14 protein-coding genes are annotated in these 15,465 nt (G+C 59.9%); 6 read left to right on the top strand and 8 right to left on the bottom strand.

Going from position 1 to position 15,465, the window contains the following annotated elements; genetic code table 11:
• Nucleotides 1-6: 6 nt before the first annotated feature.
• The 4 genes from AC1DCP_RS03270 to thrC are packed head-to-tail and all read right to left on the bottom strand — an operon-like array spanning nucleotide 7 to nucleotide 6,267.
• Complete coding sequence (locus tag AC1DCP_RS03270) at nucleotides 7-2,922, bottom strand: EAL domain-containing protein (RefSeq protein WP_003511812.1); 2,916 nt, start codon at nucleotides 2,920-2,922, stop codon at nucleotides 7-9.
• On the bottom strand, nucleotides 2,919-3,518 hold the full coding sequence (locus AC1DCP_RS03275) for a GNAT family N-acetyltransferase (protein WP_065688070.1): 600 nt from the start codon (nucleotides 3,516-3,518) through the stop codon (nucleotides 2,919-2,921). Before AC1DCP_RS03275 ends, AC1DCP_RS03270 begins: the two co-directional genes overlap by 4 nt.
• A 33-nt stretch (nucleotides 3,519-3,551) precedes the next feature.
• On the bottom strand, nucleotides 3,552-4,850 hold the full coding sequence (locus AC1DCP_RS03280; RefSeq protein ID WP_003511816.1) for a M16 family metallopeptidase: 1,299 nt from the start codon (nucleotides 4,848-4,850) through the stop codon (nucleotides 3,552-3,554).
• Between the two features lie 19 nt (nucleotides 4,851-4,869).
• On the bottom strand, nucleotides 4,870-6,267 hold the full coding sequence (gene thrC / locus AC1DCP_RS03285; RefSeq protein WP_019564176.1) for a threonine synthase: 1,398 nt from the start codon (nucleotides 6,265-6,267) through the stop codon (nucleotides 4,870-4,872).
• A 276-nt stretch (nucleotides 6,268-6,543) separates the two neighbouring features.
• Here thrC and AC1DCP_RS03290 point away from each other — a divergent pair, with 276 nt between their 5' ends.
• Nucleotides 6,544-7,083 carry a hypothetical protein gene (locus tag AC1DCP_RS03290; RefSeq protein WP_003511819.1) on the top strand — a complete coding sequence of 180 codons (540 nt, stop codon included), beginning with the start codon at nucleotides 6,544-6,546 and terminating at the stop codon, nucleotides 7,081-7,083.
• Nucleotides 7,084-7,279: 196 nt separating this feature from the next.
• Here AC1DCP_RS03290 and AC1DCP_RS03295 read toward each other — a convergent pair whose 3' ends face one another.
• Nucleotides 7,280-7,969 (bottom strand): HAD family hydrolase, encoded by a 690-nt coding sequence (locus AC1DCP_RS03295; protein ID WP_003511821.1) that lies wholly within the window; start codon nucleotides 7,967-7,969, stop codon nucleotides 7,280-7,282.
• Between the two features lie 191 nt (nucleotides 7,970-8,160).
• Between AC1DCP_RS03295 and AC1DCP_RS03300 the strand changes: the two genes are divergently transcribed.
• A complete protein-coding gene (locus tag AC1DCP_RS03300; RefSeq protein ID WP_013635630.1) occupies nucleotides 8,161-8,841 on the top strand; it encodes a GntR family transcriptional regulator in 681 nt (226 codons plus the stop codon).
• A 215-nt stretch (nucleotides 8,842-9,056) separates the two neighbouring features.
• Entirely contained in the window at nucleotides 9,057-9,518 is a 462-nt protein-coding gene (locus AC1DCP_RS03305) for a DUF1284 domain-containing protein (RefSeq protein WP_041694521.1), read from the top strand.
• Here AC1DCP_RS03305 and AC1DCP_RS03310 read toward each other — a convergent pair.
• Nucleotides 9,478-10,578 (bottom strand): hypothetical protein, encoded by a 1,101-nt coding sequence (locus AC1DCP_RS03310; RefSeq protein WP_065658248.1) that lies wholly within the window; start codon nucleotides 10,576-10,578, stop codon nucleotides 9,478-9,480. The genes AC1DCP_RS03305 and AC1DCP_RS03310 overlap by 41 nt on opposite strands.
• Before the next feature lie 232 nt (nucleotides 10,579-10,810).
• Here AC1DCP_RS03310 and AC1DCP_RS03315 point away from each other — a divergent pair, with 232 nt between their 5' ends.
• A complete protein-coding gene (locus AC1DCP_RS03315) occupies nucleotides 10,811-11,953 on the top strand; it encodes a site-specific DNA-methyltransferase (RefSeq protein ID WP_003511827.1) in 1,143 nt (380 codons plus the stop codon).
• Nucleotides 11,954-12,289: 336 nt separating this feature from the next.
• Here the strand turns inward: AC1DCP_RS03315 and AC1DCP_RS03320 are convergent, their stop codons facing one another.
• Both AC1DCP_RS03320 and mutY read right to left on the bottom strand, forming a co-directional pair.
• Nucleotides 12,290-12,901, bottom strand: coding sequence for an HAD family hydrolase (locus AC1DCP_RS03320; protein WP_003511829.1), 612 nt, complete (start codon nucleotides 12,899-12,901; stop codon nucleotides 12,290-12,292).
• Nucleotides 12,898-14,001, bottom strand: coding sequence for an A/G-specific adenine glycosylase (mutY, locus tag AC1DCP_RS03325; RefSeq protein WP_065688071.1), 1,104 nt, complete (start codon nucleotides 13,999-14,001; stop codon nucleotides 12,898-12,900). Before mutY ends, AC1DCP_RS03320 begins: the two co-directional genes overlap by 4 nt.
• A gap of 97 nt (nucleotides 14,002-14,098) precedes the next feature.
• On the opposite strand from mutY, the gene AC1DCP_RS03330 reads away from it, so the two are divergent.
• Complete coding sequence (locus tag AC1DCP_RS03330) at nucleotides 14,099-14,611, top strand: DUF721 domain-containing protein (protein WP_003511832.1); 513 nt, start codon at nucleotides 14,099-14,101, stop codon at nucleotides 14,609-14,611.
• A 128-nt stretch (nucleotides 14,612-14,739) separates the two neighbouring features.
• Nucleotides 14,740-15,420, top strand: coding sequence for a DsbA family protein (locus AC1DCP_RS03335; RefSeq protein WP_003511833.1), 681 nt, complete (start codon nucleotides 14,740-14,742; stop codon nucleotides 15,418-15,420).
• Nucleotides 15,421-15,465 lie beyond the last annotated feature (45 nt).

Consider the following 15,465-nt stretch of genomic DNA (forward strand, 5'->3'; position numbering starts at 1 on the left):
TACCTCTTACGAAGCTCGCTTCGTCGGCTGGAACCGCTCGCGCAGAAGCTTCAGCGCCGCATCGCCGGAAACCGGTGTGCCGAACAGGAAGCTCTGGCCGAAATGGCAGTTCATGCGTGAGAGTTCCGCCGCATCCTCAGGCGTTTCAATGCCTTCCGCAACCACCTGCATATCGAGCGCGCGCGCCATGGCGATAACGGAGCGCAGCAGCACGTTGCGCTTGTCGCTGGTATTGGCCACCAGTGCCTTGTCGAGCTTGATCGTGTCGAAGGGGAAGCGGGTGAGATAGGCAAGTGACGAATAGCCGGTGCCGAAATCGTCCATGGCGAGGCTGATGCCCGTTTCCTTCAGCTTGGAAAGCACCAGCCGCGCCTGTTCCGGGTTTTCCATCACCACGGATTCCGTCAGCTCCAGCTTCAGCTGCTGCGGATTACAGCGCGTTCGCGTCAGCATGCCGCGCACGTCGTTATACAGTTCGTTATTCAGCAATTGCGCGCTGGAAATATTGACGGAGATGAAGATCGGCATCTTCTCGATGGAATGCTGCCAGTCCATCAGGTCGGTCGCTGCCCTCTCCAGCGCGAACATGCCGAGCGGTTCGATCAGGCCGGAGGCTTCCGCGATGGGGATGAATTCGCTCGGCGGAATGTTGCCGCGTTTGGGGTGTTCCCACCGCATCAGCGCCTCGAAACCGGCCAGCGCGCCATCGTCAAGCTTGACGATGGGCTGATAGGCGAGCGACAGCTCCTTGCGCTCGATGGCGCGGCGAAGATCGCTTTCCATTTGCAGGCGGTCGGTGCCGGACGTGCGGAAAGCGGGACGGAACGGCTCGACGCGGTTTCCGCCAGCGCGCTTGGCGCGGTACATCGCCAGTTCCGCATCGCTCAAGAGACCTGCGGCACTTTCCTGCTGGTCGATCCATGAAACGAGGCCGATGGAGGCGGTGAGGATGATTTCGCGATTGGCGAAATTGATCGGCACCATGATTGCCTTGTTCACCGCATCGGCGAAATCGGCCACCCGCTGCGGATCGCGCTCCGAGGTCAGGATCAGGCCGAATTCATCGCCGCCGAGACGCGCCAGCGTATCCTGCGGTTTCAACAGGCGGCGCAGACGCCGTGTCAACGCGATGAGGATATTGTCGCCTGCAGCAATGCCGAGCGTATCGTTGACCAGCTTGTAACGGTCGATATCGATCGCCATCACCGTCGGGCGCACGCCGTCGCTTTCAGGAGAGAGGTTGAGGATCGATTGCAGGCGGTCGAGGAAGACCTGCCGGTTCGGTAGCCCGGTCAGATTGTCATTCATCGCATCCTGCAACAGCCGCTCCACCGAGTTCTTCTGCTCGGTGATGTCGGTGATGGTGCCGACGCAGCGGATGATTTCGCCGTTGGAGCCGAGAACCGGGCGGGCGCGGATTTGCAGCCAATGGAAATGTCCGTCTTCAGCGCGAATGCGGAATTCGTGATTGAGGCGGCCCTTGCGATGGTCGAGCAGCACGTCGAGCGTTGCCTTGAACCGGTCGCGATCGTCAGGATGCAGGCGCGGCAGCCAGTTGCGCGCAGCACCATGCATCGTGCCGGGCTCCAGCCCCAAACGGTTGGAAATATCAGGTGTGGTGACGATGCGGTCGCGCGTCACGTCCCAGTCCCACACGGTATCGCCGCTGCCCGTCAGTGCGAGAGATTGCCGTTCGAGATCGGAAAACAGGCCCTGCTGATAGGCGCTGCCGGCAAAGGCATGCTGAATGACTGTGAAGCCGATCAGAAGCACGATCAGCACCAGCCCGCCGCCAAGCGCCGGCTGAACGATGTCGTTGTCCAATTGTCCGGTCACCGTCAGCCAGCTGCCGAACAGCCAGACGAGGATGAGCGCCCAGGACGGAACGAGCAAAATCGCCCGGTCGTAACGGTTGAAGCCAAGATAGATGATGAGTGCGATGCCGGCCGTCGCCGTCAGCGCGAAGGAGACGCGCGCGATACCGGAGGCGACCGAAGGATCGTAAATCGCGACGCCGAACAGCAGCGCCAGCCCCACCACCCAGGCAAAGGTCGCATAACCCAGATGCGCGTGCCAGCGGTTTAGATTGAGATAGGTGAACAGGAAGACCACGAAGCTGGAGGCGAGAGCCACTTCGGCGCCCGCCCTCCATATTCGCTGATCGCTGGATGTGACGGTGATGAGTTTTTCAAGGAAGCCGAAATCGACGCAGATATAGGCGAGCACCGCCCAGGCGAGCGCGGCCGACGCCGGCAGAACCGAGGTTCCCTTGACGACGAACAGGATGGTCAGGAGCACGGCCAGCAGGCCGGCAATGCCGAGAACGATGCCGCGATAGAGCGTGAAGGCGTTGATCGTATCCTTGTAGGCTTCCGGTTCCCACAGATAGATCTGCGGCAATTGCGGGGTCGACAGCTCGGCGACGAAGGTGATGACGGAGCCGGGATTGAGCGTGATGCGGAAGACGTCGGCATCCGGGCTTGGCTGCCGGTCAAGCGCAAAGCCTTCGCTCGGTGTGATCGCGATGATGCGCTGCGAGCCGAGATCGGGCCAGAACAGCTTGGAATTCACCAGACGGAAATGCGGTGCGACGATAACGCGCTCCAGCTGCTCTTCCGAGACGTTGGCGAGCGCGAAGACGGCCCAGTCGCCCTGATGGTCGGTGGAGCTGGCACGCACCTCGATACGGCGGCGGATGCCATCCGGACCGGGCGCGGTCGAGACCTGAAAGGCTTCACCCTGATTGGCATAGATATCGGTTGTCGCGGTGAGATCGAGCGCCGTATCGTCACGGGAAATCTTCACTGGCTCGAAGGCGTAGGAAAGAGACGAAAAAAGCAGGAAAAACAGGAAGAACGGCGCAGCCAGTGCAATTGCCGCCAGACGTTTCGACAGGCACGGCGCAGAGTGAGTGTAAGTCATGTATCGTACTTCGTTCCACTGGAGCTTTGCTTGTCGACAAGAAGGGAAAACATCGTATGATCCCGCCATTGGCCGTTGATTTTCAGATATTCCCGCAAGAGGCCTTCCCGCTGGAACCCGGCATTTTCGAGAAGCCGGATGCTTTTGAAGTTTTCCGGAATACAGGCTGCCTCGATACGGTGCAACTGAAGTCCGTTGAAGATATAGGGTATTACCAATTTTAATGCGGCAGACATATGGCCTTGCGCGGCGTAGCGTTCGCCCACCCAATATCCTATCATGCAGCTTTGTGCAGCACCCCTCCTGATATAACCGATGGTGATGCCGCCAACGAGCAACGTCTCCTTCTCGAATAGCAGAAACGACACGGCGGTGCCGGAGGAAAACTCCTGGCCGTTGCGCACCACACGCGTGCGGAAGGAGCCTTCCGTCAGTTCGTCCGGGCGCCAGGTGGGTTCCCATGGCTGGAGAAACTGACGGCTTTCCGAGCGCAGAACGTGCCACTGCTTGAAATCGCCATAGCGCGGCAGTCTGAGAAGATGGTTGGCGCTGCGCAGTTCCGGGGTGTCGTTATGTCGGGAAAGAAAACGCAGCATTCACCATCCCTGTACGGAAAGAAACCGCAACCCTCAGCCGTTCGCCTTTATCCTTGCGGGCTGCTGCGCGGAAAGCGCGGCAGTAATGTCTGAAAGAGGCGGCAGCTGTTCGAGCGGGCCAATTGCAGACAACGTCGGAACTGTATCGAAAAATAGCCGTCCTGCAAGATCGGTCAGGCGTTCCCGCGTGATGTCGTTCAGGCGCTCCATCATCTCCTCATTGGGGATGGGCCGCCCGTAAAGCATCATCTGCCGTGCCATCTGGCCGGCACGGGCTGCCGGGCTTTCCTGACCCATCAGCAGTTGCGCGCGGATTTGTGCGCGGGCGCGGTCGATTTCTTCCTGATGAATGGTCTGGGAAGACTTGCGCAACTCGTCGACGATGACGGGCATCAGTTCCGGCAGGTCGTTGCCGCCGGTCGCCGCGTGCACGCCGAAAATGCCGGTGTCGGAAAAACCCCAATGGAAGGCATAAACGGAATAACAAAGGCCGCGGGACTCTCGCACTTCCTGGAACAGGCGCGATGACATGCCGCCCCCAAGAATATTGGCGAGAATTTGCGAACAGTAGAAATCGCGGGCGTGATAGGCCTTGCCCTCGAAGCCGAGAAGCACCTGCGCGTCCATGAGGTCACGGGTCTCGCGGATTTCCCCGCCGGTATAGATCGCCTTTTCGAGAACCGGCGTGGTTACCGGCAGCTGCGGCAGCGAGGCAAAACGTTCTTCCACCTGCTTCACGAAGCTCTGGTGGTCGACAGCACCTGCTGCAACGACGAAGATGCGATCCGTCGTATAGTTGCGGGCGAGATAATGCCTGATCTGGGCGCTGGTGAAGGATTGCACGGTTTCCGGAGTGCCGAGGATCGGGCGGCCGATGGTCTGGTCGCGATAGGCGACGCCGGAAAAATTGTCGAAAATCACATCGTCAGGCGTATCGGTGGCGGCACCGATTTCCTGGAGGATGACGTTTTTCTCCCGCTCCAGCTCGTCTTCGTCGAACAGCGACTCCGTCAGAATGTCTGCAAGAATATCGACGGCGAGCGGAACGTGGTCTTTCAGGACGCGGGCGTAGTATGAAGTTGTTTCCGTCGATGTCGCGGCGTTGACTTCGCCGCCGACATTTTCGATCTCTTCGGCGATCTGCCGGGCGGTGCGGCGCGCCGTACCCTTGAAGGCCATATGCTCGAGAAGATGGGCGATGCCGTGCTCGGCAGTCGTCTCGTTGCGGGACCCGGATTTGATCCACACCCCAAGAGCAACGCTTTCGAGATGCGGCATTCTTTCCGTGACAACGGTCAACCCGGACGAAAGCCGGGTCACATTAACTCTCATATCAAGTCTTTCCGCGTCTCTATTTGCCGGCGCGTGCGTGGCTGCCGATGAAGGTTTCCACCGTCTTCAGCTCTGCGTCCAGAATGTCGAAACGCTCCTCCCGGTTCATAATGTCAGCTAGCCATACTGGAAGCGCCGGGTCGATTGCGCAAGCGGATTTTACGGCGGCCGGGAATTTAGCCGGATGGGCAGTGGACAGGACCACCATCGGGCTTGATGCCTTTTCGTGTTTTTCCGCCACAAAAACGCCGGTCGCCGTATGCGGGTCGATCAGGTAACCGGTTTTCTCAAGCGTATTGCGGATCGTCGCCGCCACCTGCTTTTCGGTGGCACGGCCGGCGCGGAAATCCTTCTTGATGAATTTCAGCGCATGCGGCGGGATTTCAAACGCGCCGGATTGCTTGAGGCCATCCATCGATGCCTTTACTGCAGCGGAATCGCGGCCATAGGCTTCAAACAGCAGCCGCTCGAAATTGGACGAGATCTGGATGTCCATCGAGGGCGAGGTGGTGGGCGTGACGCCGCGCATCTCGTAACGGCCTGTCTTCAGCGTGCGCGCCAGAATGTCGTTGTCGTTGGTGGCGATGACAAGCTTGTCGATCGGCAGGCCCATCTTCTTGGCAACGTAACCGGCGAAGATATCACCGAAATTGCCCGTTGGGACGGTGAAGGAAATCTTCCGGTCGGGACCGCCGAGCGACAGGGACGCCGTGAAATAATAGACCACCTGCGCCATGATGCGCGCCCAGTTGATGGAGTTGACGCCCGAAAGCTTGACGCCGTCGCGGAACTTCGCGTCGTTGAACATTTCTTTGACGAGGTTCTGGCAATCGTCGAAATTGCCGTTGATCGCCAGCGCATGCACGTTGGAGGCGGTGGAGGTCGTCATCTGGCGCTGCTGCACCGGAGAGACCTTGCCATTGGGGAAAAGGATGAAGATGTCGGTGCGCTCACGCCCGGCAAAGGCGTCGATGGCTGCGCCGCCCGTGTCGCCGGAGGTGGCGCCGACGATGGTGGCGCGTTCGCCGCGCTCAGCCAGCGTATAATCCATCAGGCGGGCGAGAAGCTGCATCGCCACGTCCTTGAAGGCAAGCGTGGTGCCGTGGAAAAGCTCCAGCACGAAGGTGTTCGGCCCGGTCTGCGTCAGGGGTGCTACGGCCGGATGGCGGAACGTCGCATAGGCGTCGTCGATCATCGCCCTGAACTTGTCGGCCGGAATTTCACCACCGGTGAAACGGTAGAGAACCTCAAACGCGATGTCCTGATAGGACTTGCCGCGCAGGTTGCGGATTTCCTTTTTCGACATGGAGGGCCATTCGCGCGGCACGTAAAGCCCGCCATCACGGCCAAGGCCCGCCAGAAGCGCGTCGCAGAAACCAAGCGAAGGGGCCGCACCCCTGGTCGATACATATTTCACGAGATAGTCCCTTGTCGTTTACCGGTCTGTCCGTTGCCGTTACCGGCTCTTTATCAGCAGCATCCCGCCGGAATGAGGCGATTGGCGAGGTAATGAAGGGCTTTTTTGAAAATTCAAGCAAAACCAAACATGCCAATCGATTTTTTCCGGCGTCGCTGCTATAGACCATCGCCAACCTGCGTGAAAGGTCAATAAACAGCGTCTCCGGTTCGGTTCCGGGACAATGGAGAGGGAATTAGAAGAGTGTCAGGGAATTTCTTGCGTTTGTCCGCCGCGATGTCGCTTCTGGCCGTTGTTGCAGGATGCAATTCCTCCAATCCGTCAGACTCGCTTGCCGTCAACCCTCCGGCGGCGCAGGCAAATGCCGTTGCTCCGGTGGTGCAGGCCAACTGCCCGACGGTCACGGTTCTCGATGCCAATGCCGTCCACCGCGTCTATGCCGGTGGCGCAAAGGACGATCCGCAGAAACTCGCCTATCAGGTTTCGCTGTCAGACACGACGCGCTCTTGTACCGCGAACGAAACCACGCTGACGGTAAACGTGCTGGCCCAGGGCCGTCTCGTTCCCGGCCCGATGTCGAAGCCCGGCCGCGTGACCGTACCGATCCGCGTCACCGTTAAGGACGGCGACGGCGAGATTTACGGCGAAACGACCAATTTCGCCATCGACGTTGCTGCGGGCGGTGCCGGCACGCAGTTCATCTTCAACAACGATCATGTCGCCATTCCCAACGGACCGGGCGGCGCACCGAGGTCGGTCAGTGTCTATATCGGTTTTGCCGAGCAGGGCGCAAAGGCCAAGACCAAGCGCCGGTGATTTGACGGGCGAAATGTAAAAACCGGAGGCTGCTTTTGCGGGCTTTCGGGCAGATCGCAAACAAACCATGCCTCATACGCAACGTCATCCTCGGGCCTGTCCCGAGGATCCGAACACGTATCGTGGAATCAAGTCGTTGCAGATGCTCGGGACAGGCCCGAGCATGACGAAGTGGCGTTTGTGACAAAGCCAGAGATTAAAAAGCGCCTTCCCACTCCGCCATCGCTGCAATAACGGCGGGCAGGTCCTGCATGCGTGAAATCACCGTTTCCGCGCCCGCATCCGTCAACCGGTCGGCATGGCTCGGATAGGTGTGGGATGCGCCGGTGAAGCCGATGACGCGCATGCCGGCTGCCTTTGCACCATGCACGCCGTGCACGGAATCCTCGATTACGACGGCGCGATCCGGTGAAACGCCGAACTGGGCTGCGCCATGCAGGAAGATATCCGGCTTCGGCTTGACGCGGTCGGCTCCGAGATCCTTGGCGGAGTAGATATGTGGTGCGAAATAGGGCTTCAGGCCCACTTTCGTCAGCATCATGTCGAGGCGGTGGCTGGAGGAATTCGAGCAGATGCAACGCGGTGTCGTCAGGCGCGACAGAGCGAACTTGACGCCCTCGATGATCTTCACGTCGCGTTCCAGCCGCGCGTCGAGCAGCTTTTCCGACTTGTCGAGCAGCGATGCGGAAAACGGGATGCTGGCTTCGCTTTCCACCTGCAGGAGGATGTTCTTCCAGGTCATGCCGGCGAAACGCTCGCCCATTTCCTCGACGGAGATCGGATACCCGGCCTCGGTCAGAAGGCGGGACTCCACCTGTGCGGCGATGATTTCGGAATCGACCAGAACGCCGTCACAGTCGAAAATAATGAGGTCGAAGCCGCTCATGGGCGCTCCCTGTATCGGATTTGCCTTGGAAAAAAGTGATGCCCGGGCTTTTAGACCAAGTCCGCGTCAAGCTCAACCGGCTGGCCCGCAAGGGTCGGCCGCGCCCGGCTCATAGCTGGGATTTGGCTTTGCGCGTTTCCTGCGCACAAAAACCGCTACACAGATCAGCGCCGGATGCGTTATGGGATGTTATGCCCAAGACAGCGAAAACCAGACCCGAAGATACCATTGCCGCACGCATCAGCCGCACTCTGGCTGACCGCATCGTGCGCGGTGAGCTGTCGCCGGGTGAACGTCTGAGGCAGGATCACATTGCCGCCGAATTCGGCGCATCGCATGTGCCGGTGCGCGAAGCGTTCCGCAGGCTGGAGGCGCAGGGCTTGGCCGCCAGCATTCCGCGCCGCGGCGTGCGGGTCGCGGATTTCGGCCTCGCCGATGTGCGCGAAGTCGCGGAAATGCGCGCCGCGCTTGAGGTTCTGGCGCTGCGCCACGCCATTCCAAACATGACTTCAGCCATTCTCGACCAGGCGGAGGCCGCCACGCTCGAAGGCGATAGCGCGGTCGACGTGCAGCATTGGGAAGAGGCCAATCGCCGCTTCCACCGCCTCATCACGGCGCCTTGCAACATGCCGCGCCTGATGGAGGCGATCGACGGCCTGCATGCCGCGAGCGCCCGATTCCTGTTTTCCGCCTGGCGGGCAGGATGGGAGCGCCGCACCGATACCGATCACCGCGCGATCCTCGACGCATTGCGCGGCGGCCGTGCCGAGGAGGCGGTGCGAATTCTCGACGGGCACGTGCAATGGATCGGTCGCAAGGCAATCCGCACCCCTTCAGGCTCGGTGCACGACGCCTTCGCCATCGTCGGATAGGCCGGGAACGATTGGCTGTGCTCGTTTGGACTCCGCCCGAAAAGTCGGTTATCGATATCCGGCCGCGATGACGATCCGCGGTGCGTGAAGGGAGCATGTATGGCTGCTGATACGGCGAAATCACGGAGCGGATTTTTCCTTTGTCCGCCGATCTGTTTTCTTGATCGGAAACGCGTCCCGTGACGGTCCGCCTTCGCCCCCATCACCTTCTCTGCATGCTGACCTATGTGGGGAAGGGATATACCTCCGGCTTTGTCGAAAACTACGACCGTGTCGCCGCTCGGCTGAACGCAGGCGAAGAGGATATCGAGCTGGTCGATGGGCCGGACGATATCTGCGTTGGCCTGTTGTGCGAAAGCCATGCCCACTGTTTCAACGAGGGCGTGGTCCAGAGGGACGAGGCGGCCCGGCTTTCGGTTTCAACGCTTTTGAACGAGACAATCACCGCCGGAAAGCGGCTGCGGGCAACGCCGGAGCTGCTTGAGAAAATGCGTCTGGCCTTTGCCGCCGGAGACATCCGGCAAGCCTGTCGCGGCTGCCAGTGGATTAGGCTGTGCGATCGCATCGCGGCATCAGGATTTACCGGCGTGAAGATTGGCGAGCCGCCGCCGCACCCGGCCGGGCAGCGGCTTACTGCTACTCCGGCACATTCGTCTCGGTTCTCTCGGCGGCCTTGACCGTCGCCTTGATCTCCTTCGGCTCGCGCCCGGATTTCTTGTCGTAGCTCACCTTCACCGAATAATCGCCGGGATGCAGGGTCTCCTGATGCCGGTTGCCATAACGGCCGGAAATTTCCTTTTGCGTACCCTGAAGGTCCTTGGTCGTTTCGACGATGTCGATCCGCTCCGCACCCGGTGCCGTGATTGCCAGAACACCAGCATCGAGGTTGAGGTTGATCTCGGTGCGTTTTCCTGCAGTTACGGTGAAGGGCTGTTCCACCGTGACCTTGCCCAGACGCGCGCGCATCACGAAATCACCGGCAGGCATTTCCATGGTTTTGCCGGTGCCGTAAACACCGTTGATGGTCTGGCGCGTGCCATCAAGCGTCTCCTTGGCTGAAAGCGCTTCGAAACGGATATCGTCCGTTTCCACAGCCTTGCCACCGTCCGTATAGGCCGCCTTGGCAACGACCACGCCGCTCGGGATGACTAGATCGTGGCTGATCGTCTCGCCCGCCTTGATGGCAAGCGTTTCCTGCGCACGCGCAGGGCCGATGCTGCCGGTGAGGAGCAGTTCGCCCGCCGGCACGAAGGTCGTGTTCTGCCCGTAAACGCTGTCCTTGAAATCGTCTTTGGTGATTTCGGTTTTCGCCTGGCTTTCCACATCGCCGCCGGGGCTGCGTTTTGGCACCACCGTTAGTTCCGCCGCGTCGAAATTAGCCTTTGGCCTCGTTAGGCTTCCCTCCTTCACCTCGAAGGGTATTTCGCGACGGATGTTGCCCAGCGCTGCCACGCCGACATACTTGCCCGCCGGCAGCTTCGCTTCGAAGGTGGCGTCGTAGGAGCCGCCGGCATTGACGTCGCTGCGCACTCCGGCCCCGTCAGCCTTGTAAAAATCCCAACGCACCCTGTCGCTGTTGCCGAGCGATGGGCCACCATCGAACAGCACAGCGTCGGTGACGACGTTGTATAGCGGTGCCGGCTCCTGCGCCCCCAAGCTTGACGGCAGCGCCGCCAGAAGAAAAGCCGCGGAAAAGGCATGCACTGAAAAAGAAGCCACTCGCGTTACGGACATCATTGCGGATTACCCCCTGAGTTGCCGGTATTGCCAGCACCGACATGCGGAACAGGACAACCCGTTGTGCACAACGTTTTTGCGCCACTTCGGGTTCCCCGCCCGCGCCAGCAAATTGCGCGTGTCAGCCGCGACAGCCATTTATTTCGCATTTTCCGTGACTTGTTCAGGCTTTGATAACCATCTTCGGTAACCATAAGCATCAGTAGAGAGTAAGCGTATGGAGCGAGTACCAATGGCAGCAGTTTTTCCGCTGGCCGATTTTCGGCGTGCCGGTTTTGATCGTGCGGGCGAGAGTGACGCCTGGAAAGACAGCATAATCAAAGGTGATTGTGTCGCTGCCTTGGATGCCCTCCCGAGCCAGTCGGTGGATGCGATTTTCGCCGATCCGCCCTACAACCTCCAGCTTGGCGGTACGCTTCACCGGCCAGATCAGTCGCTGGTTGATGCGGTCGATGACGAATGGGACCAGTTCTCCTCCTTCGAGGCCTATGATGCCTTCACCCGCGCCTGGCTGCTGGCCTGCCGCCGCGTGCTGAAGCCGAATGGTACCATCTGGGTCATCGGCTCCTACCACAACATCTTCCGCGTCGGTTCCATGCTCCAGAACCTCGATTTCTGGATCCTGAACGATATCGTCTGGCGCAAGACCAATCCCATGCCCAACTTCAAGGGCCGCCGTTTCCAGAACGCCCATGAGACCATGATCTGGGCGAGCCGCGATCCGAAAGCCAAGGGCTATACCTTCAATTACGAAGCGCTGAAGGCCTCCAACGACGACGTGCAGATGCGCTCCGACTGGCTGTTCCCGATTTGCAGCGGTCATGAGCGGCTGAAAGGTGACGACGGCAAGAAGGTGCATCCGACCCAGAAGCCGGAAGCATTGCTGGCACGCATCATCATGGCCTCTACCAAGCCTGGCGACATCGTGCTCGACCCGTTCTTCGGCTCCGGCACCACGGGTGCGGTTGCAAAACGTCTCGGCCGCCACTTCGTTGGTATCGAGCGCGAACAGGATTACATCGACGCGGCCTCTGCCCGCATCGCCGCCGTCGAGCCGCTCGGCAAGGCGGAGCTGACCGTCATGACCGGCAAGAGGGCCGAACCGCGTGTTGCCTTCAATACCTTGGTGGAAAGCGGCCTCGTCCGTCCCGGCCAGGTGCTGACCGATGCAAAGCGCCGTTATAGCGCCATTATTCGTGCCGATGGTACGATTGCATCCGGCGGGACTGCCGGCTCCATTCACCGTCTTGGTGCAAAGGTGCAGGGTCTCGACGCATGCAACGGATGGACGTTCTGGCACTTCGAGGATGGCGACCAGCTGAAGCCTATCGATGATCTGAGAACAATCATCCGCAGTGAACTGGCAAAGGCCTGACAGTCTAAAGCCCAAAAGGCTGAAGGCAACGATCCACCGCCCGCCATTGTCAGCATACGTCTCCGTCCGGTTTAGTACCTTCAGTCCCGGATGGAGAACGACCAACGCCCGGCACTTCGGTGTCGGGCGTTGGTATTTTTGAATATCTAAATTTAGCCAGACAAGTTTCGCGCAAGAGAACGGTCATAGTGTCCTACGCAAAGCAATGGTTGTGAAAATCCGGTTCGGAAAGTTCACGAAAACATTGCTGTCCCATGCCGCTTGCGGCAGGACTGGCGCAGGCAGGAGACCGCCATTTCCGCCTGCGCCAATTTTCTTTTTGGATCTGATGGTCTGTCAGACATCCACGCCGTAGGATTGCAGATCCTGCTTCAGCTTTTCCGCTCCGGTAAAATGCACCGCCTGCCAGCCGGCGGCCTTGGCGCCTTCGACATTCACAAGCGTATCGTCAATGAAGATGCTTGCGGCAGGGTCGAGGCCAAATTCCTTCGCGTGCAGCTCGTAGATCGCCACATCCGGTTTCAGCAGCTTCACATCGCCAGAGACCGTCACGCCGCGCGGCAGGGTGAGGAAGGGGAACATCTTCTGCGCTTCGCGGAAGGTATCGGAGGCGAAGTTGGTCAGCATCGTCACGTCGTGACCGTTGTCGATCAGGCCAGTCATGATCGCGACGCTGTCGTCATAGGAATGCGAGACCATCTCATGCCAGAACTTGCGGAAGGCGCGGATATGCTCTTCCCGCTCGGGAAACTGCTCCATCAGCAGCGCCTCGGCGTCTTCCCAGCCGCGTCCGCGATCCTGTTCGAGGTTCCAGTCATGGGTGCAGACATTCTCGAAGAACCATTTGCGCTCGTCGGCATCGGGAATGAGGCGGCTATAGGGAATATGCGGATCGTAGTGGATCAGTACCTTGCCGATGTCGAATACGATATGCTCAATCTTGGTCATCGAAACTTCCTGCTTTCATCGAATGCGGATGGAATAGCCTGTGCGATGACTTTTTTCATCACCGTCGGCAAGGCTTGCGCGTCAAGATTTGTAACCGGCTCCCACCATCCGTCATCCGCGCCAGTTTCAAGCCCATCCGGCACCTGTGCCCGATAGACGGTGAGCCGCAGCTCGAAATGGGTGAAGACATGCACGATGACGCCCGCCGCTTGCCAAGACGCGGCAAAAGGCGCGTGGCTCGTGTCGGTGCCGCCATCCACGCGGGCGGTCCATGCCGTTGTCGGCACCTCCGTCATGCCACCGAGAAGGCCGCTTTCTATGCGCCGCCGCAGCAGAATTTTGCCGCTTGCATTCACCGCCACGAAGGCGGCTCCCAGCCGCACCGGTTTTGCCTTTTTCGCGGCCTTGACCGGAAACCGCTCCGGCTCGTCATGGGCAAGCGCCAGACAGCCGCCATTGAACGGACAGAGCGCGCAGGCAGGGCGCTTCGGCGTGCAGATCGTCGCACCGAGATCCATCATCGCCTGCGCAAAATCGCCCGGCCGGTCGGGAGGCGTAAGCTCCGCCACCTTCGCCTTCATGGCGGGTTTCGAGCCGGGCAGGGGTGCATCTATCGCGAAAAGGCGGGAGATGACGCGCTCCACATTACCGTCCATCACCGCCGCCTGCCGGTTGAACGCAATGGCCGCCACGGCAGCAGATGTATAGTCGCCGATGCCGGGCAGCTTCTTCAGGCCCTCTTCGGTATCGGGAAAGACGCCGCCATGCTCTTTCGCCACGGCTTCCGCACATTTTTTCAGGTTGCGGGCGCGGGCGTAATAACCGAGTCCCGCCCATGCAGCCATCACATCCTCAACCGGTGCCGCCGCCAGATCGCTGACATGAGGCCACGTTGCGAGGAACTTCAGAAAATAGGGTTTCACCGCCTGCACCGTCGTCTGCTGCAACATCACTTCGGAAAGCCAGACATGATAGGGATCGGCACGTTTTCCTTGTGCCGCCATGGCCGGCGAGGTGCGCCAAGGCAACTCGCGATGGTGGCGGTCGTACCATGCGAGCAGCATCTGCGCGTGCGATGACGGGGCGGTTTTTTGAAGCATGGTTTGCCGTTTCTCTTCGATTCGGCCTATAGTTGGGCCATTCATGCCGACCTATCAAGAAGCTCCGGACTGTGCGGTCCTGAAACCCGAGTGAAAAATGCGATATCCACGCAAAGGCGTCATCCAGATTGCCGAAATAGCCAATGGCATCATGGATCCCCTCCTGTCGAAACGGGCGGGCATCAACACGGCGCTGCTCGGCTCGTGGGACGAGATCGCCGGCGATGACTTCGCCGATTGCACGCGGCCGGAAAAGATTACCTGGCCGCGTCGCGACGAAGGGCCGGATCGCGGCGGCTACCAGCCGGGCGTGCTGACGATTGCCTGCGAAGGCGCGCGCGCTCTGTTCCTCACCCATGCACAGGGCGAGCTCATCGCCCGCATCAACGGCTTTTTTGGCTTTCCGGCGGTACGCCAGATCAGGATCGTGCAGAAGCCGGTATCGCAGCCCGTTCCCCGCCGGCGAAAGCCGCCGCCGCTGCGCGGTGATGCGGCAAAACGTCTCGACGATATGATGGACGGCATCGAGAGCGAAGCGCTGCGCAAGGCAGTGGAAAGGCTCGGCACGGCGGTGATGCAGAAGAAGAAGCCGCGGGGCGGGACGATTTGATGTCGCGCACCGTCCTTGACTGGTCACAATTCTTTGACAAGAAGAGTTCAAAACCCCGCTTGTGATGAACAGGCCGTCGCTATATCGGAATCAACAGACAATAGAGTCTATTACCAACAGGTGCTTTCATGCATTTTTCCGAACTGACCATTTCCCGTCGCAGCCTTCTCGGCGGCGTTGCACTTGCTGCCCTTGCCACGGCCCTGCCGTTTGCCTTCACGCCGGGCGTTGCCCAGGCGCAGGAATTGCCTGAATCCACCGGTGACGTGGATATGGCTGCGGTGTTGAAGCCCGGTCCGCTGCCGGAAGCGGCGCTCGGCGATGCGAACGCTCCCGTCAAGATCGTCGAATATATGTCGATGACCTGCCCGCATTGCGCCAATTTCCACAACAAGACCTTTGACGAGATCAAGAAGAAATACATCGATACCGGCAAGGCCTATTTCGTCATCCGCGAATTCCCGTTCGATCCGCGTGCCGCCGCTGCCTTCATGCTGGCGCGCTGCGCACCGGAAGGACAGTATTTCCCGTTCGTTTCCATGCTGTTCAAGCAGCAGCAGAGCTGGGCAACAGCCCAGGATGCCCGTGCGGCGCTGCTGCAATTGTCGAAAATGGCCGGTTTCTCACAGGAGTCTTTCGAGGCCTGCTTGACGAACCAGAAGCTTCTGGATGATGTGAACGCAACGATGCAACGCGGTGCGACGGAATTCGGCGTCAACTCCACGCCGACTTTCATCATCAACGGCAAGAAATACGCGGGAGACATGTCGGTTGAAACCATGTCGGCTGTCATCGACAAGCTGCTCTGATCGCCGAACCCTTAAAGGAACGGGCGGCGGCTATTTCCGTTCGCC

It is taken from the genome of Agrobacterium sp. 10T429, assembly GCF_056393925.1.

Bases quoted from the DNA above. Each gene is read 5' to 3' on its own strand.
- AC1DCP_RS03300 (WP_013635630.1), top strand. From the start codon at position 8,161: ATGCCCAAGACAGCGAAAACCAGACCCGAAGATACCATTGCCGCACGC.
- AC1DCP_RS03335 (WP_003511833.1), top strand. From the start codon at position 14,740: ATGCATTTTTCCGAACTGACCATTTCCCGTCGCAGCCTTCTCGGCGGC.
- AC1DCP_RS03280 (WP_003511816.1), bottom strand. From the start codon at position 4,850: ATGAGAGTTAATGTGACCCGGCTTTCGTCCGGGTTGACCGTTGTCACG.
- AC1DCP_RS03270 (WP_003511812.1), bottom strand. From the start codon at position 2,922: ATGACTTACACTCACTCTGCGCCGTGCCTGTCGAAACGTCTGGCGGCA.
- AC1DCP_RS03320 (WP_003511829.1), bottom strand. From the start codon at position 12,901: ATGACCAAGATTGAGCATATCGTATTCGACATCGGCAAGGTACTGATC.
- AC1DCP_RS03295 (WP_003511821.1), bottom strand. From the start codon at position 7,969: ATGAGCGGCTTCGACCTCATTATTTTCGACTGTGACGGCGTTCTGGTC.
- AC1DCP_RS03315 (WP_003511827.1), top strand. From the start codon at position 10,811: ATGGCAGCAGTTTTTCCGCTGGCCGATTTTCGGCGTGCCGGTTTTGAT.
- AC1DCP_RS03305 (WP_041694521.1), top strand. From the start codon at position 9,057: ATGCTGACCTATGTGGGGAAGGGATATACCTCCGGCTTTGTCGAAAAC.
- mutY (WP_065688071.1), bottom strand. From the start codon at position 14,001: ATGCTTCAAAAAACCGCCCCGTCATCGCACGCGCAGATGCTGCTCGCA.
- AC1DCP_RS03330 (WP_003511832.1), top strand. From the start codon at position 14,099: ATGCGATATCCACGCAAAGGCGTCATCCAGATTGCCGAAATAGCCAAT.
- AC1DCP_RS03275 (WP_065688070.1), bottom strand. From the start codon at position 3,518: ATGCTGCGTTTTCTTTCCCGACATAACGACACCCCGGAACTGCGCAGC.
- AC1DCP_RS03310 (WP_065658248.1), bottom strand. From the start codon at position 10,578: ATGATGTCCGTAACGCGAGTGGCTTCTTTTTCAGTGCATGCCTTTTCC.
- AC1DCP_RS03290 (WP_003511819.1), top strand. From the start codon at position 6,544: ATGTCGCTTCTGGCCGTTGTTGCAGGATGCAATTCCTCCAATCCGTCA.